A 16,150-nucleotide genomic window follows, 5' to 3' on the forward strand; every position below is an offset into this window, starting at 1 on the left:
TGATGCTTGTACAGGGGGCATCCACGTACTTGTTGCGCCCATATAGATAACATGTTAACTATTGCGCAACAAAAACAAAAAGCCACCATGGAGAGCCCCATGAGCATCCATCAATCCGTGCCAGACGGTCTGGAAACCTGGAACCGCGACCTGCGTGCCGCCTGTGGTCATTTCGACACGGAGCTGGCCTGCCACCGTGCGCTGTTCATCGGTGAGGTGTCCGAGTTTTCCCGGGGTGGCTTGCCGCTGGCGACCTTGCGTACCAATGCCGGGCTGATCAAGCGTGATCGGCCCAATGCCGACCACGACAACGAGCAGGATTGCTTCCTGGTCAGCCAGCGTGGCGGTCATTGCCAGATCACCCAGCACGGCCAGAGCATCCGCCTGGCACCCGGCGACCTGCTGTTGATGGACTCGGCGGCGGCCATCGAGATCAGTCCGTTCGGCCTGATCGAACACGTCTCGGTGTCGTTGTCGCGCAGCGAGGTCTGCCGGCAACTCGGCGGCCAGTCCAGGACCTTCGGCAAGATCTCTCCGAACAAGGCCTGCGGGCGGATGCTGCACGTGCTGGTGGACCAGTTGTGCAAGGACACCTCGGTGGGCGAAGGCGTGGCGGCAGAAGGCGAGGCCTTGCAGTCGGCGTTCGTGTCACTGCTCGGCTCGGCGTTCGAGGAAGACCGCGAGCTGGGCGAGGATGCCACGCCATTGCAGGGCAGCAGCCTGCGCAGTTATGTGCAGAAAGTCATCGACGAGTCGCTGACCCAGCCCGGCCTGAGCCCGGCGGGCCTGGCCAATCGCCTGAACATCTCGGTGCGGCACCTGTACCGGCTGTTCGAGGAGCAGGACGACAGTGTTTGCCGTTATATCCAGCGGGCCCGCCTCAAGCGCAGTGCCGATGACCTGATCAACCCGCTGTTGCGCAGCGAATCGATCACCTCGATCGCCTACAAGTGGGGCTTCACCGATTCGGCGCACTTCAGTCGTTCGTTCAAGAAGCAGTTCGAGCTGTCCCCCAAGGATTTCCGCTCCACCCGCTTGCAGCAGGCGTTGGGCGCGGCTTGATCGAGCGGACATGAAAAAGGGGCTGTTCAGCCCCTTTCGCGTTTGTGCAGGCACTTGATCAGACTTCCGGCAAGGTCGCTCCTCCATCGACCACCAAGGTCTGTCCGGTGATGTAGGCGGCCAGGTCCGAGGCCAGGAACAGCATGGCCGAGGCAATGTCCGAAGCCTGGCCCAAGCGTCCCAGCGGCACCCGGCTGGCGATCGCCTCGTTCTGTTGCGCATCGCCCAGGTTGGCCATGGCCGGCGTGGCGATCATGCCCGGTTCGACCCCGTTGACCCGGACGTTGTCGGCGGCCAGTTCCAGCGCCGCATTGCGGATGAAGCCGTTTACGCCGGCCTTGGACGCCGCGTAGTGGCTCAGCCCAGGGTAAGCCACCCTGGGTCCGGTGACCGAGGAGGTGACCAGCACGCAGCCCTGGCCCTGGCGCCGGAACAGCGGCAGCGCGGCCTGGGTCAGCCAGAACAGCGCCGAGAGATTGACCGCCAGGGTCCGTTCAAGCACAGCCGGGGTGATCTCGCTGAACGGGGTCAGCGGGAAGTACCCGGCGTTGTGCACCAGGGTGTCCAGCCGGTCCAGTTTCCCGACCAGCTCGAACACCGCGCTGGCGTCCGCCAGGTCGACGCCTACGGCTTCGACCTGGCAAGCCCTAGTCCGCAACTCGCTGGCCAGAGTCCGGGCCTGCTCCAGGCGCAGGTCGGCGATCACCACCTGAGCGCCACGTCGGGCGAAGGCCTCGACAATCGCTCGGCCGATGCCCTGGGCGCCACCGGTGACCAGCACGTGGCGACCACTGAAATCCAGGTCTTCAGGCATGGGCGGGCTCCATGTGGGCAAAGGCCAGTGTCGGCACGTCGACGATGTTCGACCCGCCATCGGCGACCAGGGTCGCCCCGGTGATGATCGAGGCCTCGTCGGACGCCAGGAAGCGGCAGACCCGGGCGATCTCCTCGGCGCTGGCCGGGCGGCGCAGCGGTACGTCGGCGCAGACCCGGTCATAGGCCTGTTGCAGGGTTTCGCCGTACCGGTCCATCAGCGGCTGCATTTCCTGGTCGGCCATTGGCGTGCGTACCCAGCCCGGGCACACGGCATTCACCCGCACGGCGTGGGGGCCGTAGTCCCTGGCCAGGGAGCGGTTGAGGCCGAGCAGGGCGTGCTTGGCCGTGGTGTAGCCGCAAACCTCCGGGCCCGCCGCCAGGGAGGCGATCGAGCCGATCAGGACGATGTTGCCGGCCGTTTCCCGCAGCAGCGGCAGGCAGGCCCGGGCACTGTAGAAGGCGCTGTCGAGGTTGCTGCGCAATGCCGCCTGCCAGCCCGGCGGAGTGGTCTCGGTGGCGCTACCCAGGCCGTGGCCGCCGGCACAGGCCAGCAGCACGTCGAGGCGGGCATGGCGTTGGCGGATGCGGGCGATGAAATCCTCCCAGGCATCCGGGCAGGCGGCATCGCCGACCAGGACCAGGCCGCCGGTCTCTGCGGCGACCTGCTCCAGCGGCTCGCGGCGCCGGCCGATCAGCACCAGGTTGTCGCCCTGCGCGGCGTAGAGCCGCGCACAGGCCGCACCAATGCCGGTGCCGGCACCGGTGATGACGACGGTCCGTGGCTCAGGCATCGGGGTACTCCGTGCGGTTGAGGACCTGGCAGTAGGAGCTGACCGGGAAGTTCGACAGCTCGTCGAAGGCCGCACCGGCATAACCGAAGATCTTGCCGTCGCTGCGGTGTTGTTGCAGGTCGATCAGCAACAGGCCGAGGGTCGGGACGATCTTTTCACGCCAGACGAAGAGATAGAGCTCATCGGCGATCTTGTAGTAATGGCAGCGATCGGTGTCGCACAGACCCTTTTCCACGCCTTCCAGGCACTGCCAGGTGTAGAACTGGTCGTTGAGATAAATGTGTTCGTAGACTTCGCTCGGGCTGTAGCGGTAATGGTTGCGCAGGCCGCTCAGTTCGCTGGTCGGGGCATGCGGGCAGAGGCCTTCCTGCCAGGGGCGGTCGAGGCTGCCATGAAGGAACTCGGCCTCGACCGTGGTCAGGTCCTTGCCGGCCAGGGCGCGGCTGTAGAGGCCCTCGCGGGTCTGCTCGGCGCTCGGCATGCGGCCGATCACGGCGGTGAAGGCGGCTTGGGCGGTGTCGAGTACCAGGCTGATCGACCAGGCCTGGCCGCCTTCGTGCCTGATGAAGTCCACCAGGTACAGGCCGGGACGCACGGAGGTCGCGCGGTAGTGGGCGGTGCCGCTGGAGTGACCGTCGGCGGCGCTCCATGACAGGGTTTCGCGCTCGAAGCGGTGCTCGATCTGCCAGCCATTGGCGAAATGCAGGGTGAAGGTCTTGCCGTCCAGCTCGGCCAGGTTGGGCAAGATGAAGGCTTGCGGGGCAAAGCCGTCGGCCAGGGCGCCCACGGTGATCCAGTCTTTGTTGTTTGCGGTCATGATGAGACTCCGATTGGTTGGATGGACCTGTCGGATCATGCCGCTGGCGGCTTTGCCCGCCTATCAACCGGATGGTTGAGTGAGCTACAGGAACAGGCTGACCACCAGTTCGGTGCGGCTGCTGACGCCGGTCTTGCGGAACAGATTGATCAGGTGGGTCTTGACCGTCGCCAGGCTGACGTCCAGCTCCTGGGCCAGTTGCTTGTTGCTGGCGCCCTGGCGCAGCAGGTGGGCGATCTGCCGCTCCTTGGGGGTCAGGTCGAGCAGCGGGTCTTCGCAGGGCTGCAGGTTGGCGACCGCCATCTGCAGGAGTGACTGCAGGGCTTCGAGGCGGGCCAGTTGCTCGCTGTTGAAGGCCCCCTGTTCGACGGTGCGCAGCAGCGAAATCGCCGCCTGGGGCTGGCCGGCGCGGTGGGCGAGGATCTCCACCACGTCGACGATGCCGTGGCGTTGCAGGAAATCGCGATAGCGCTGGTTGTCACGTCTGGGCTGGCGTGTCATGGCCAGTTCGATCGGGACGACGGTCAAGCCGCTGGACAGGCAGTTGCGCGGTTGCAGCGGGTCGAACTGCCGGTAGTGGTCGAGGTAGTCGCGGTGCATCTCGCCGGTCATGCCCTGCAGGCGGAAATCACGGGCCTGCAGCTGGCGGTCGACGCGATAGAAGGCTGCACGGCTGGCCGGGACCAGTTGGGTGAAGGCGTGCAGGCACTGCTGCGCGACTTCCTGGAGGGGAATGCTGTTCATGCTTGCCCGGCCTCGACGATGGCTGCCGGGGACGCCGGCAGCCGCAGTGATCAGGCGACCGCGAAGTAGTGCTTGACGAAGCTCTCGCTGACGACTTCCCAGAGCACCGGGGTGCCCTTGGTCACGAACCAGCTGTCACCGGCCTTGTAGCGGCTGCTCTGGCCGCTGTTCTCGTCGGTCAGGATCACTTCGCCGGTGACCACTGTCGCCTGTTCGGCGAAAGGATAGACCATGCGGAACTTGCCCTGGGTGGTGCCGAAGTAGGCGCTGCTGACCGGGTCGGTCGGTGCGCCGAAGGTCATCTTGCCGAAGGCGCGGACTTCGCCTTCGAGGATCTGCGAGCCGAGGTCGGCCACGGTGCCCCAGGCATCGAGTTCGGACAGTTGGACATCTTTCTTGACGGTGGTGAGGGTCATGGCAGTTGCTCCTGATGAGTGAAAGTGAAAGGGAAGGGCGCCTTGGCGATCAGCGACGCCCGTTCCAGTAACCCGAGAGTTGGTGCCAGGATTTGCCGCCGGTCAGTAGCAGCGGGCGAATCAGGTCCTTGCCGATGATGGTCGGACGCGGGATCGAGCTGACCAGGTCGTAGCGTGCAGAGCCCTCGCTCATGCCCTCGGCCAGGACCTTGCAGATGATGTGGCTCGGGGTCACGCCGAAACCGGAGTAGCCCTGGACATAGAACGCGTTGCGCCGACCCGGCAGGGTGCCGATCTGCGGAAACAGGTTCGGGCTGCAGGCCATCGGGCCGCCCCAGGCCAGGTCGATCTTCACGTCCTTGAGGTACGGGAAGATTTTCAGCATCAGGTTGCGGTTCCAGGCCTTGAGGTCGCGAGGGATGTGCTCGACCAGCGGCGTGGCCGCGCCGAACAGCAGGCGGTTTTCATTGGTGACGCGGTAGTAGTCGATCACCGGGCGAATGTCGCTGTAGGCGCCGCGGATCGGGCTGATGCGCTGGATCAGTTCCTCCGACAACGGCTCGGTCATCATCTGGAAGGCGTAGGTGTTGATGGTCGAGCGGTGCAGTTCCGGTTCCAGCTTGTTGAGGAAGCTGTCGCAGGCCCACAGCAGCTTGCTGGCCTTGACCGAGCCGCGCCCGGTACGCACGGTGATCTGTTCGCCGTAGCGCACTTCCAGGGCCGGGCTGTTCTCGAAAATCCGCGCGCCATGGCCGACCAGCGCCTTGGCCTCGCCGAGCAGCAGGTTCAACGAGTGCACGTGGCCACCGCCCATGTGCAGCAAGGCGCTGCTGTAGGCGTCGGAGCCGATGATCTGCCTGACCTCGGAGCCGGCGAGAAAGCGGATCTCGTGCTGGCTGTTGAGCGACTTGAAATCCTTTTCCCAGGCGCGCAGGGTCTTTTCCTGGCGGGCGTTGAAGCCCATGTAGCCGTAGCCGTGGCAGAAGTCGGCATCGATGTCGTACTTGGCGATGCGGCCCTTGATGATGTCGGCGCCCAGGTCGCTGATCTCGAAGATCCGCCGCAGGCCGTCTTCACCCACGTCTTTCTTGATCTTTTCCAGGTCGTGGCCGATCCCGGCCATGATCTGCCCACCGTTGCGCCCGGTGCCGCCAAAGCCCAGGTAGCGGGCTTCCAGCACGACGATGTTGGTGATGCCTTTTTCGGCGAGCTCCAGGGCGGTGTTGATGCCGGAGAAACCGCCGCCGATGACGACAACGTCGGCTTCCACATCCTGTTCCAGGGTCGGGAAGCTGAGGTTGTATTTCTTGGTGGCCGTGTAGTAGGTGGGCGTTTCGATATTGATCATGGCGCAGCCTGAAAAAGTGAAGGAAAACTCAAGGCAGGGAGTCCGGGAGACTCTGTCATCGATGGCTCCCATTAAGAGCCCTGGCGCGGCGGATGTCTTGATTCTCTGTGCCGGTTTTTTTGATTCAGCGCGCCAGGGCTGGCAAGGCCGTCACAAAACCGCTCTACGCTGGCACGGAGCGGACAGTCTCGTTGGTGTCGCTGCTTGGGTGAGTTTGCCAGGGCAGCCTGCTGGTCAGATCAGTCGCTCGTACTCCGAAAGAAGCTTGATGCTTTGAGCAAGACCTTGGGCCTGTAATCGCTCCAGGAGCTTCTTTGCGGTACAGGGGGGATTCTTCAGGGACGCACGTTGTGCCTGGACCGCTTCGAGTACTGCGGCCCGATCAAGGTCGAAGAGGTCTGTGATGAAGTCGTCCGGGTGCACTGCTTCTATATCAAATGGCCGTAACGCATCGACTGGAAAGTCCTTCAGGTTGAAGGTCACGATGACGGAGGCGCTGCATTTGATGGCAGCCGCCAGGACGTGCCGATCGTCTGCATCCGGGAGTGTGAGGCCCGAACACAGGGATTCGTATCCGGTTACCAAGGCATCGGGTATGGCTCTGTCCATTGCCTTTGAGGTCCGATCAAGTTGAGCTTGGGTGAGATCCTGACGCTTGATCAGAAGGTTGCGTTTCCATTCCTCATGAATGTGCGCCGTCCAGCGTGCCCGGTAAGTACCTGTCAGCGCCAGGTGCATGAGCAGGTCACGCAATGGCGCCGGGTAGAGGACATTGGCGTCATACACCGCAGTGAACGGCGAATGCCTCATTCGTACCCCATCTTCAGCGCCTGGGCTTGTGCCGCCAGTTCTCCCATCGCCTGGCTGCTTTCTGCGGTCCTGCGTTGCTTGTAGTCCATGAGGTCGGCGAATTTCACCCGGCGATGGCGACCGACCTTGGTGTGTGGGATGACATTTTCATCCAGTAGCTTGACCAGATGCGGCCGCGAGACATTCAGCAAGTCCGCACCTTCCTGGGTGGTCAGCTCCGCATGAATCGGAACGACCTTTACGGCATTGCCCATCGCCAGTTCACTCAGGATTTCGTCCAGCAGGCGCAGGGCCGAGACCGGTAGCTGGAGAGTGTGTGGCTGCTGCTTGTCATCCAGTATTTCGATGCGTTGGGTCTCCAGCTGGGTCGACAGGAAAGCGGCGAGCTGGCGGCGTGACTCTACGGCGGCAGCTATCTGCCTTTCATCAGGAAGCATCGTGGTGTTCAGGTCTGCGGTAGTCATGGGTGTCTCCAAAATCTTTTGTATTCGCGCAAGTGCGTTGGGTCTACATTGATTTTGTAAACGAAATAAACGAAATTCGCAATAAACGAAACGGCCAGTTTTTGAGTGGGATCAGTCACTGTTGCCGATCATCAATGTACAGAGACGAGCCGAAGCCTAGTCGTCAGGATTGGATGGCAACAGCTAGCTGGCGTGTTCTAGGACATTTCAGTCAAGAGGAGGAGAGTTGTCCTGCTGGCCGCTGAAGGTTCTGTTTCCAGCGATTTGCGGACGCTGTCGATGGAGCGGGGAAGCTTGGGCGCGCTCAGCCAGTTCTGGTCGCTCGGTATTCCTCAACCAATTTGTCCAGAAAGACGAACAGCTTCTGGTTCATCTCCTCCCAGTCGTTCGCCCGCAAGGCCGCCGGCTGCTGGACGAAGCGGCGGTCGAGGAGGGTGGCCAGTTCGCGCTCGGAAGCGGCGATCAGCAGTTCGACGACCTCACGGGTGAATTCCATGTGGCACTGGAAGCCATAGACGAGCTTGCTGTATTCGACGATCTGGCGGGGGCAGCCTTCGCTGGTCGCGATGATCGTCGCGTCGGCGGTCAGGCCGGGCATGTCGTTGTGCCAGTGGCCGACCTGCAGCACGTCGCCGAAGTGGGCGAACTTGGCGTTCGCCTTGCCGGCTTCGGTCAGGCTGATCGGGAATTTGCCGATTTCCTTTTCCGGGCTATGGCCGAACCGGGCGCCCAGCGCCTCACCGATGAGCTGGGAGCCCAGGCAGACGCCGACCACCGCTTTTCCGGCAGCGATCGCCTGGCTGATCAGGCGACATTCCTCGGCGGCATCGAAATGTGCGCATTGTTCGAGGGTGGTGGCCGGGTCCTGGGGGCCGCCCAGCACGACCAGCAGGTCGATGGCGTCCGCATGGGCGGGCAGCGCCTGGCCTGCATGCACACGGGAGTAACTGGCGGCATGGCCTCGTGACTTCACCCAGGTGTCATAGGCGCCAGGCGCTTCGAAGGCTTCGTGAACGATGAAGTGGACTTTCATGGGGGTTCTCTTCAATGACTGGAGGGCAGAAGGCCCGGCGATCCGCTCGCGCCAGGCCTTCTGCGAGACCGGATTCAGCGGCTGACGGCCAACTCGTCCAGCAGGCCTTTCAGGTAGGCACTGCCCTGCGGGTCCAGGGGTTGCAGCGGCAGGCGCGGGGCGCCGACGTCCAGGCCGAGCATGTTCAGGCCGGCCTTGATGGTCGTCGGCAGGCCGCGGCGGGTGATGTACTCCAGCAGCTCGTACTGGCGATAGAAGAGGGTGCGGGCCTGTTCCAGGTCGCGATCCTGCACCGCCGCCCACAAGGCCAGGTTCAATTGCGCAATCAGGTTCGGCGCTGCGGTGCACCAGCCGGCCGCACCGGCCACCAGGGCTTCGAGGGTCAGCGGGTTGCAGCCGTTGTAGAACGCCACCTGGCCACCAGTGGCCTTGTACAGGCGGTGCATGCGCTGGATGTCCCCCGTGCTTTCCTTGACCATGGTGACGTTCTTCACCTCGTTCAGGATGCGCAGGATCAGTTCCACCGACAGGTCGGTACCGCTGGTACCGGGGTTGTTGTAGAGCATGATCGGGATATCGATCGCCGCCCCGACCGCCTTGTAGTGATCGACGATCTCGGTCTCGGTCAGCTTCCAGTAGGACGCCGGCAGAACCATCACCGCCGTGGCACCGCAGGCCTGGGCCAGCTGTGCACGCTGCACGGTGCGTGCGGTGGTCAGGTCGGACACGCTGACCACGCTGGGCACGCGCCCGGCAATCTTCTCCTGGCTGAAGCGCACCACCGACTCCCACTCGGCCTCGGAGAGGTAGGCGCCTTCGCCGGTGCTGCCCAGCGGTGCGATGGCGTGCACGCCGGACTGGATCAGGCGTTCGATGGATTGGCCCAGCGCAGTCAGGTCGACCGAGCCGTCTGCCGCGAAGGGGGTGATGGTGTAGCCGATAACGCCGCGAATCTGAGGGGTGGACATGCAAGGCACCTCTTACTGTTTTCTGGAAATGAGTACCGCGTCGATCAGCTCAGGCAGTCGCCATGAGCCCGCAAGGCACGGCGCGCGTAGTAGCTGAAGGCGGCACCGTGGCGCTTGGGCGTGGAGATCCAGTCGTGGGCTTCCTTGCCGAGCGCTGCGGGGATCGGGCGGATTTCGCCGGCCCCCATGGCCAGCAACTGCATTTTTGCGGCGCGCTCGAAGAGCAGGGCCAGGACACAGGCTTCCTCGATCGAGGCACCGGCGATCAACAGGCCGTGGTGCGAAAGCAGGATGGCGCGCTTGTCGCCAATGGCCTTCGAGATGATCTCGCCTTCCTCGTTGCCCACCGGTACGCCCGGCCAGTCCTTGAGGAACGCGCAGTCGTCGAACAGCGGGCAGATATCCATGTGCGACACCTGCAGCGGTACTTCCAGCATCGACAGCGTGGCGCTGTGCAGCGGGTGGGTGTGGATGATGCAGTTCACATCGGGACGGGCGCGGTACAGCCAGCTGTGGAAGCGGTTGGCGGGGTTGGCCATGCCGCGGCCGTCGAGCACGTTCAGGTCCTCGTCCACCACCAGCAGGTTGGACGCCGAGATCTCGTCGAAGCCCAGGCCCAGCTGTTGCGTATAATAGGTGCCCGGTTCTTCCGCACGGGCGGTAATCTGCCCGGCGAGGCCCGAATCATGCCCACCGTCGAACAGGATGCGGCAGGTCAGGGCGAGTTTCTGCCGAGGGGTGTAGGTATTATCGATCAGCGCCGTCAGCATCTGCTTCTCGGCGAGCTTGACGAGCTGGTCCTTCGGGGTCTGCAGGGTCGTGGTCACGGTCGGTACCTGAGCGAGGAATGGGCAGTATTTACCTGGTGGCCGCTGCAACGGCGCCAGGACACCCGGATGATCTTAATGACACCTTGTGTCATATACAATACTTGTGTCATCAATTTTGAAGGAACGGCGTTGGATGTCGGTGCAGCTGAGAATTTTGCGTAAGAAGATGGGCATGACCCTGGAGCAGCTGGCCGGGCACACCGGATTGACCAAGAGCTACCTGTCGAAGGTCGAAAGGGGCATGAGTTCGCCTTCCATAGCGGTGGCGCTCAAGCTGGCCAAGGCGCTCAATGCCCCGGCCGAGGAACTGTTCAGTTCCGAAGCGGTGCCCGAGGAGGGCTACAGCCTGGTTCGCCGGCAACCGCGTGAAGCCTGCGGCGACCAGCCGGCGCCGACCCATGTGCCGCTGGCGCGACACATCGGCCAGCGGGCCTTGCTGCCGTTTCTGGTCTATCCGCCACGCTCGTTCGGGCATTCGGCGTTCAAGGAGCACCTGGGTGAGGAGTTCGTCTACGTGCACCGTGGCAGTGTCGAGGTCGACTTCGGCACGGAGCGCCTGACCCTGGAGGAGGGCGACGCCCTGCACTTCAATGCGCAGAAGGCCCATCGCATCCGCACGGTTTCATCGCAGCAGGCGGAGCTGCTGGTGGTGGTGGTGCACAGCACCGAGTGAGGACCTGACCCGATCCATGGGTCACTTCCCGCGCCAGCCCTCGAGGAAGTCCAGCAGCAGTTGATTGACCTTCTCCGGCTGCTCTTCCTGTGGCAGGTGTCCGCATTGCTCGATGGGGTGGGCCTGCAGGTCATCGGCCATCTCCGCCCAGACGCTGGCCATGTCGAACAGCTTGCCGACGGCGTGGAAGTCGTTGCCCCACAGCGACATCACCGGGCAGGCGATCTTCACCTCGGCGTCCTCCAGGTCCTGGGCGACATCCTCGGCATTGGCCCGGTAGTCGGCCATCGCACCCCTGACCGCGCCCGGTGCCTGGTACGCCCGGACATAGGTATCGAACGCTTCGCCACTGATGGTGGACGGGTCGTAGGTCCAGTCCGAAAAGAAATGCCGCAGCCAGATGTGTTCGCGGCCGGCGATCAGGGCTTCCGGCAGGTCCGGCACCAGGTGGAACAGGAAGAACCAGTAGGCCTTGGCGATCGAGGCATTGAGGTCCCGCGCGACGATCCGGGTCGGCACGTTGTCCATCACCACCAGGCGATCGACCAGCTCCGGGTAGTCCTTGGCGAAGCGGGTGGCCACGCGGGCGCCACGGTCATGGCCGACCAGCGCGACCTTCTCGATACCCAGTTCGCGCATCAGTTCACGGATGTCGCGAGCCATGTTGCGCTTGTCGTAGCCGGCAGCCGGCTTGTCCGTTTCGCCGTAGCCGCGCAGGTCCGGCGCGATGACGCGAAAGTGCTTCGAGAGCACCGGGATCTGGTAGCGCCAGGCGAAGTTCGTTTCCGGGAACCCGTGCAGCAGGATGACCGGGGCGCCTTCACCTTCCTCGACCACGAACTGACGGATGCCGTTGGCAGTCACTGTATAGCTTTTCATGTTGCAGCTCCTTCGGGCAGGGGTCATTTCAGCAAGGGAACGTCGGCTGCACGGGTGTAGGGACCATACAGGGCTGGCACCCAGGTGAAGTGCTTGTCCGCCTGGGTGACATGGCCGATGCCCGGGAAGGGCAGGTGGGCCGCCGCCAGCCATTCACCGTCCGCCGCCAGTTGGAAGAACTCGTCCTGCCGTGCCTTGACGGCCTTTTTCGGGTCGACGTCGAAGCGGATGGCGACTTCGGGATGATCGAACTGCACCGCGGCGTTGTGGATCAGGTCACCGATGAAGCTGATCGCCGAACCGTTCGAGGCGAAGCGATACACCGTGCTGCCCGGGGTGTGGCCGATGGCATAGGCCGCCTGCGCCTCCGGAATCGGCGAGGCGGGCGGCGTGAAGGTCTTGAATCGGCCACTGTCCTGGTAGGGCGCCAGGGAGTGCTGGGCGATGTCGAAGTATTCCCGGGCATTTTCCGGTGCGCCGGCCTTTCGCTGCGGATCCAGCCAGAAGTCGGCCTCGGCTTGCGCCACGTAGACGGTCGCGTTGGGGAACAGCGCCTTGCCTTGTGCATCGACCAGGCCGCAGACGTGGTCCAGGTGCAGGTGCGTCAGGAAGATGGTGTCGATCTGTTCCGGCCGGTAGCCGGAAGCCTGGATGTTCGGCACCAGTTGCCCGGCGGTTTGCGGTACGCAATGGCCAGCGCCGCTGTCGACCAGCACCAGGTGCTTGCCGGTGTTGATCAGGTAGGCATTGAAGCTGGTGGGCATGCGCTGCGGCCCGATGGCCTGGCGTTTGAGCAGGCCACGGATTTTCTCGGGCGACAGGCCCTTGAGCAGGCCGGGAGACAGGTCGTTGTAGCCGTCGAAGAGGGCGGTCACTTCATAGTCGCCGACGGCCTGGCGGAAATAGCCGGGAACTTGCTGGTGAATCGGCTCGGGGGCCTCTGCCAGGGCCTGGTCGATGAAGGCCAGACTGGCCAGTGCGATGATGCTTGCGAGGTTTTTCATGGTGGAGCTCTTCACGTTCATGTCGATGAGTGGGATTCGGGGGCTTGTCATGCACCGATTCAGAGGGGGCGGCGGCGGATGGCTGTCAGTTGCACCAGGGTGGCGACTATCGCCAGCGCCGCGCCCAGCACCGAGATGCCGAACCAGCCGCTGCTCTGCCAGACCTGTGTCGCGGCGGCCGCGCCGACGGCGCCGCCGAGGAACATCGAGCCCATGAAGATCGTGTTCAGGCGGGCACGGGCTTCAGGCTGCAGGGTGTAGACGATGTGCTGGTTGGAGACCAGGACGCTCTGTACGGCGAAGTCGAGCAGGATGCAGCCGATGACGATGCCGGTGAGGGAGGTCCACAGGCCGAACAGCAGCCACGAGGCGAATGTCAGCAGGGTTCCGACGATGATCACCTTGTGTGGGCCGCGCCGGTCGGCGATGCGCCCGGCCATGGGTGCGGCCAGGATGCCGATGGCACCGATGACGCCGAACAGGCCGGCGGCCTGGGCATCCAGGCCGAAACCTGGCTGCTCCAGGCGCAGCGCGAGCACGGTCCAGAAAGTGGTGAAGGCGGCGAACAGCAGCGCCTGGGTGATCGCCGCGACACGCAGCTCTCCGTGGGCGCGCCACAGGTGCAGGATCGAACCGATCAGGCGGGTGTAGGACGTCTTCGCGGTTGGCCGGCTGTGGGGCAGGGCCACGGCCATGAGCGTGCCGGCGAACAGGGCCAGCGGCACGCCCAGCCAGAACATGGCGCGCCAGCCGTAGTGCGCCGCGACGAAACCGGACAGCGTCCGGCTGAGCAGGATGCCGCACAGTACCCCGGACATCACCGTGCCGACCACCGCCCCGCGGCGTTCCGGTTGTGCCAGTTGGGCGGCGAAGGGGACGATCTGCTGGGCGACGGTGGAGGTCATGCCGAGCAGGAACGAGGCGATCAGCAGCACCGCCGCAGTCGGCGCCAGGGCGGCGGCGATCAGGGTCGCGGCCAGCAGCGCGAACTGGATCATGATCAGTCGGCGGCGTTCGATCAGGTCGCCCAGGGGCACCAGGGCGAACAGGCCGATGGCGTAGCCCAGCTGCGTGGCGGTCGGTACCAGTGCGGTGAGGCTGCCGGGCAGTTCGTTCTCCAGGATGCCCAGCATCGGCTGGTTGTAGTAGATATTCGCCACTGCCAGGCCGGCGGAGGCGGCCATGGCGAAGGTCAGCCCCGTACTGATTCTGGCTGGGGCGACTGCTTCTTCTGCGAGTGCGGTTGTGCTGTTCATGATCTGCCCTTGTGCGATTACCCGTTCCACCGGCCTCAGACATTGAGGCGGTGAGGGTTGCGCGCTGTGGGGCAACTATGGCGCTATAACCGGAAATGCTGTAGATATTGAATTCGTTACGGCAATCTAACGGAAAACGATGCAATGAAACTGGAGGATATCGAAGTCTTCGTCGAGGCGGTACAGGTTGGCAGTCTCGCCGGAGCGGCCCGCCGGCTTTCCCTGACGGCGATGGCCGCCTCCAGGAGCCTGGGCAATCTCGAGGCCGAGCTTGGCGTGCGGCTGGTGCATCGCTCCACCCGTTCGCTCTCGCCCACCAGCGACGGCGAGACCTTCCTGCCGCACGCCCAGGCGCTGCTCGAAGGCCGGGCCAACGCCCTGGCCGACCTGCGCCCCCAGGGCAATGCACTGTCCGGGCACTTGCGCATCACCGCGTCGGCGGCTTTCGCCCGCAAGGTGGTGGCGCCGATGCTGGCCTCGTTCATGGCCCAGCACCCTGCGCTGCGGGTCGACCTGCTTTCCACCGACGAACAGGTGGATATCGTCGCGCAGGGCATCGACGTGGCGATCCGCATTGCCCCACTGCGGGACAATCGGCTGGTGGCGCGGCGCCTGGCCGACAGTCCGCGCATGCTCTGCGTCGCACCGAGCTACCTGGAAAACCATGGGCGGCCAGGCTCGCTTGCCGAGCTGTCAGCCCATGACTGTCTGGTGATTTCGGGGACTTCGCACTGGTCGTTCGTATGCGCAGAGAAGAGCGTCCGGCAGCGAGTGGCGGGGCGTTTTGCCGCCAGCTCCATCGAGGCGTTGTACGAAGCCTGTGCCGGCGGGCTGGGTATCGCCAACCTCTCCAGTTGGTACGTCGAGCCGGCGATGGCCGCGGGTATCGTCGAACGACTGGACCTGGCGGATGCCGAACCCGAGCCCCTGGCCATCTGGGCGGTGTATCCCACGGCACGGCTGGTACCGCTGAAGGTGCGGATGTTCATCGACGCTCTGGAGAGCTATCTGCAGCAAGGGCCGAGCGGACCCGCCCGTCAGGCCGGTGGGAAATCCGCATGGGACTTGGGCAGGTAGCCCCGGATTCGCAGCACCTCGGCCCCCACCTCGAACTCGAAGCCGATCCCGGCGACGACCTTCGAGATGTCCTCGGTGTGGTCGATGGTCGTGGGGGGGGGAGCGGCAGCCCCTGGGAAGGGGCCATCTGCCATAAACCGATATCAAACCATTCCACGCCGACGAAGGGAAACGGCAGGCGACAGAACCACTCGACGTCCCAGCCCGAGATGTAGCCCGTGACGTACTTGAAGTGATAGGACGGCGACCAGCCGTCGCGTTCGCGGAAGTAGTCGATCAGCTCATCCCACTTGGTGTTGTTCGCCGCGCTGGCGCGGTTTCTGGTGGTGACGGCCAGGCGGATTTTCCGGCGCATCGCCTCGTCATGGTCGGTGCCGGCCCTGGGCAGTTCGTTCACGGTCTTGCCTGTCGCTTCCCGGGTATCCGCGTATCGTAGCCGGAGTCCCCCGCAGTGTCCGCTTCTGTCACAGCCACATCGTTGGCCGGTGATAGACAGGTCGTGACCCGTGACCTGCGGGGGCATCCGCCTGGCTACCTCAGGCTGCCAGTTTCGAGGCGCTCAGGCTTTTTTTCAGCGAGGCTTTCAGCACCTGCATCTCTTCACCCAGCCGCTCGAGCGTTTCCCTGCCGAGCAGTTTCCTGGCCTGAGGGAACATGTCGCGTTCCTCTTCCTCGATGTGGTGCTCCAGCAGTTCCTTCAGCACTTTCACGCGACCGGCGAACTCGGGGGTGGTCGGGGCGGTATTTTTCAGGTCGGGCAAGACCAGCGAGTCCACCGTACGGTGTTCTTCCTTGGCCTCGTAGTACATTTCGTCATCTTGCTTGCTGCCCGCCTCCTTGAAGGCGGGATAGAGAATCTGCTCTTCAAGCTGCGTATGAATGGTGACTTCCAGCTCCAGTTTCTGCAGCAGCTCGGTGCGTTTCTTCTGTGCCCGGTCGGTCGACTCGCTCAATCGGGTGAGGAGGGTCTTGACCTTTTCATGGTCGGCCTTGAGCAGTTCGATGGCGTTCATGTGGATACCTCGCTATCACGGGTGAAGGGACTGCCGATCTCGGTCGGCGCGATGAGCTCGGAGTCACTTTCGCATTTGTCGTGCCAGCCCCCGGCGGCCTGAAACCTCGCGTTTTTTCAGTAGTTTGCAACAGATGATGGCTAATGGCG

Annotated in this window: 19 protein-coding genes and 1 pseudogene; 3 read left to right on the plus strand and 17 right to left on the minus strand. The window is 63.9% G+C overall.

Going from position 1 to position 16,150, the window contains the following annotated elements:
- Positions 1-99 precede the first annotated feature (99 nt).
- Positions 100-1,062: a transcriptional regulator FeaR gene (gene feaR / locus K675_RS0119815; protein WP_017905221.1), complete on the plus strand. Its 963-nt coding sequence runs from the start codon at positions 100-102 to the stop codon at positions 1,060-1,062.
- Between the two features lie 58 nt (positions 1,063-1,120).
- Here the strand turns inward: feaR and K675_RS0119820 are convergent, their stop codons facing one another.
- The 11 genes from K675_RS0119820 to K675_RS0119870 all read right to left on the minus strand — a co-directional run bounded on the left by K675_RS0119820 (position 1,121) and on the right by K675_RS0119870 (position 10,096).
- The gene (locus K675_RS0119820; protein WP_017905222.1) at positions 1,121-1,876 is read right to left on the minus strand and encodes an SDR family oxidoreductase; all 756 of its coding nucleotides are present in this window, start codon (positions 1,874-1,876) and stop codon (positions 1,121-1,123) included.
- Entirely contained in the window at positions 1,869-2,669 is an 801-nt protein-coding gene (locus K675_RS0119825; protein ID WP_017905223.1) for an SDR family NAD(P)-dependent oxidoreductase, read from the minus strand. Before K675_RS0119825 ends, K675_RS0119820 begins: the two co-directional genes overlap by 8 nt.
- Positions 2,662-3,486: a molybdenum cofactor biosynthesis F family protein gene (locus tag K675_RS0119830; RefSeq protein ID WP_017905224.1), complete on the minus strand. Its 825-nt coding sequence runs from the start codon at positions 3,484-3,486 to the stop codon at positions 2,662-2,664. Before K675_RS0119830 ends, K675_RS0119825 begins: the two co-directional genes overlap by 8 nt.
- An 84-nt stretch (positions 3,487-3,570) precedes the next feature.
- A complete protein-coding gene (locus tag K675_RS0119835) occupies positions 3,571-4,230 on the minus strand; it encodes a helix-turn-helix transcriptional regulator (protein WP_017905225.1) in 660 nt (219 codons plus the stop codon).
- A 50-nt stretch (positions 4,231-4,280) separates the two neighbouring features.
- Entirely contained in the window at positions 4,281-4,646 is a 366-nt protein-coding gene (locus K675_RS0119840) for a cupin domain-containing protein (RefSeq protein WP_017905226.1), read from the minus strand.
- A gap of 49 nt (positions 4,647-4,695) precedes the next feature.
- The gene (locus tag K675_RS0119845; protein WP_017905227.1) at positions 4,696-5,994 is read right to left on the minus strand and encodes an NAD(P)/FAD-dependent oxidoreductase; all 1,299 of its coding nucleotides are present in this window, start codon (positions 5,992-5,994) and stop codon (positions 4,696-4,698) included.
- Positions 5,995-6,228: 234 nt separating this feature from the next.
- Positions 6,229-6,804: a PIN domain-containing protein gene (locus K675_RS0119850; protein WP_017905228.1), complete on the minus strand. Its 576-nt coding sequence runs from the start codon at positions 6,802-6,804 to the stop codon at positions 6,229-6,231.
- On the minus strand, positions 6,801-7,268 hold the full coding sequence (locus tag K675_RS0119855) for a helix-turn-helix domain-containing protein (protein ID WP_017905229.1): 468 nt from the start codon (positions 7,266-7,268) through the stop codon (positions 6,801-6,803). The genes K675_RS0119850 and K675_RS0119855 overlap by 4 nt, the downstream gene beginning before the upstream one ends.
- 304 nt (positions 7,269-7,572) lie before the next feature.
- Positions 7,573-8,301 (minus strand): type 1 glutamine amidotransferase, encoded by a 729-nt coding sequence (locus tag K675_RS0119860; RefSeq protein WP_017905230.1) that lies wholly within the window; start codon positions 8,299-8,301, stop codon positions 7,573-7,575.
- Between the two features lie 74 nt (positions 8,302-8,375).
- Positions 8,376-9,269 (minus strand): dihydrodipicolinate synthase family protein, encoded by an 894-nt coding sequence (locus K675_RS0119865; RefSeq protein ID WP_017905231.1) that lies wholly within the window; start codon positions 9,267-9,269, stop codon positions 8,376-8,378.
- 44 nt (positions 9,270-9,313) lie between these two features.
- The gene (locus tag K675_RS0119870; RefSeq protein ID WP_017905232.1) at positions 9,314-10,096 is read right to left on the minus strand and encodes an aldolase; all 783 of its coding nucleotides are present in this window, start codon (positions 10,094-10,096) and stop codon (positions 9,314-9,316) included.
- Positions 10,097-10,232: 136 nt separating this feature from the next.
- Here K675_RS0119870 and K675_RS0119875 point away from each other — a divergent pair, with 136 nt between their 5' ends.
- A complete protein-coding gene (locus K675_RS0119875; RefSeq protein WP_017905233.1) occupies positions 10,233-10,772 on the plus strand; it encodes a helix-turn-helix domain-containing protein in 540 nt (179 codons plus the stop codon).
- A 21-nt stretch (positions 10,773-10,793) separates the two neighbouring features.
- Here the strand turns inward: K675_RS0119875 and K675_RS0119880 are convergent, their stop codons facing one another.
- The 3 genes from K675_RS0119880 to K675_RS0119890 are packed head-to-tail and all read right to left on the minus strand — an operon-like array spanning position 10,794 to position 13,911.
- Positions 10,794-11,651 (minus strand): alpha/beta fold hydrolase, encoded by an 858-nt coding sequence (locus tag K675_RS0119880; protein WP_017905234.1) that lies wholly within the window; start codon positions 11,649-11,651, stop codon positions 10,794-10,796.
- A gap of 23 nt (positions 11,652-11,674) precedes the next feature.
- Positions 11,675-12,655 carry an MBL fold metallo-hydrolase gene (locus K675_RS0119885; RefSeq protein WP_017905235.1) on the minus strand — a complete coding sequence of 327 codons (981 nt, stop codon included), beginning with the start codon at positions 12,653-12,655 and terminating at the stop codon, positions 11,675-11,677.
- 59 nt (positions 12,656-12,714) lie between these two features.
- A complete protein-coding gene (locus K675_RS0119890; protein ID WP_037006891.1) occupies positions 12,715-13,911 on the minus strand; it encodes an MFS transporter in 1,197 nt (398 codons plus the stop codon).
- Between the two features lie 144 nt (positions 13,912-14,055).
- Between K675_RS0119890 and K675_RS0119895 the strand changes: the two genes are divergently transcribed.
- Positions 14,056-14,988 (plus strand): LysR family transcriptional regulator, encoded by a 933-nt coding sequence (locus tag K675_RS0119895; protein ID WP_017905237.1) that lies wholly within the window; start codon positions 14,056-14,058, stop codon positions 14,986-14,988.
- Here the strand turns inward: K675_RS0119895 and K675_RS33715 are convergent.
- The 3 genes and pseudogenes from K675_RS33715 to K675_RS0119905 form a co-directional block, all read right to left on the minus strand.
- Positions 14,949-15,122: a DUF6678 family protein gene (locus K675_RS33715; protein ID WP_017905238.1), complete on the minus strand. Its 174-nt coding sequence runs from the start codon at positions 15,120-15,122 to the stop codon at positions 14,949-14,951. The two genes, K675_RS0119895 and K675_RS33715, sit on opposite strands and share 40 nt — an antisense overlap.
- 47 nt (positions 15,123-15,169) lie before the next feature.
- Positions 15,170-15,511: pseudogene (locus K675_RS33980) on the minus strand (DUF6678 family protein); the annotation flags it as partial.
- Positions 15,512-15,524: 13 nt separating this feature from the next.
- Positions 15,525-16,001 (minus strand): hemerythrin domain-containing protein, encoded by a 477-nt coding sequence (locus K675_RS0119905; protein WP_017905239.1) that lies wholly within the window; start codon positions 15,999-16,001, stop codon positions 15,525-15,527.
- Positions 16,002-16,150: the final 149 nt, after the last annotated feature.

The organism is Pseudomonas fuscovaginae SE-1, from assembly GCF_000364705.1.
Lineage (GTDB): Bacteria > Pseudomonadota > Gammaproteobacteria > Pseudomonadales > Pseudomonadaceae > Aquipseudomonas > Aquipseudomonas fuscovaginae_A.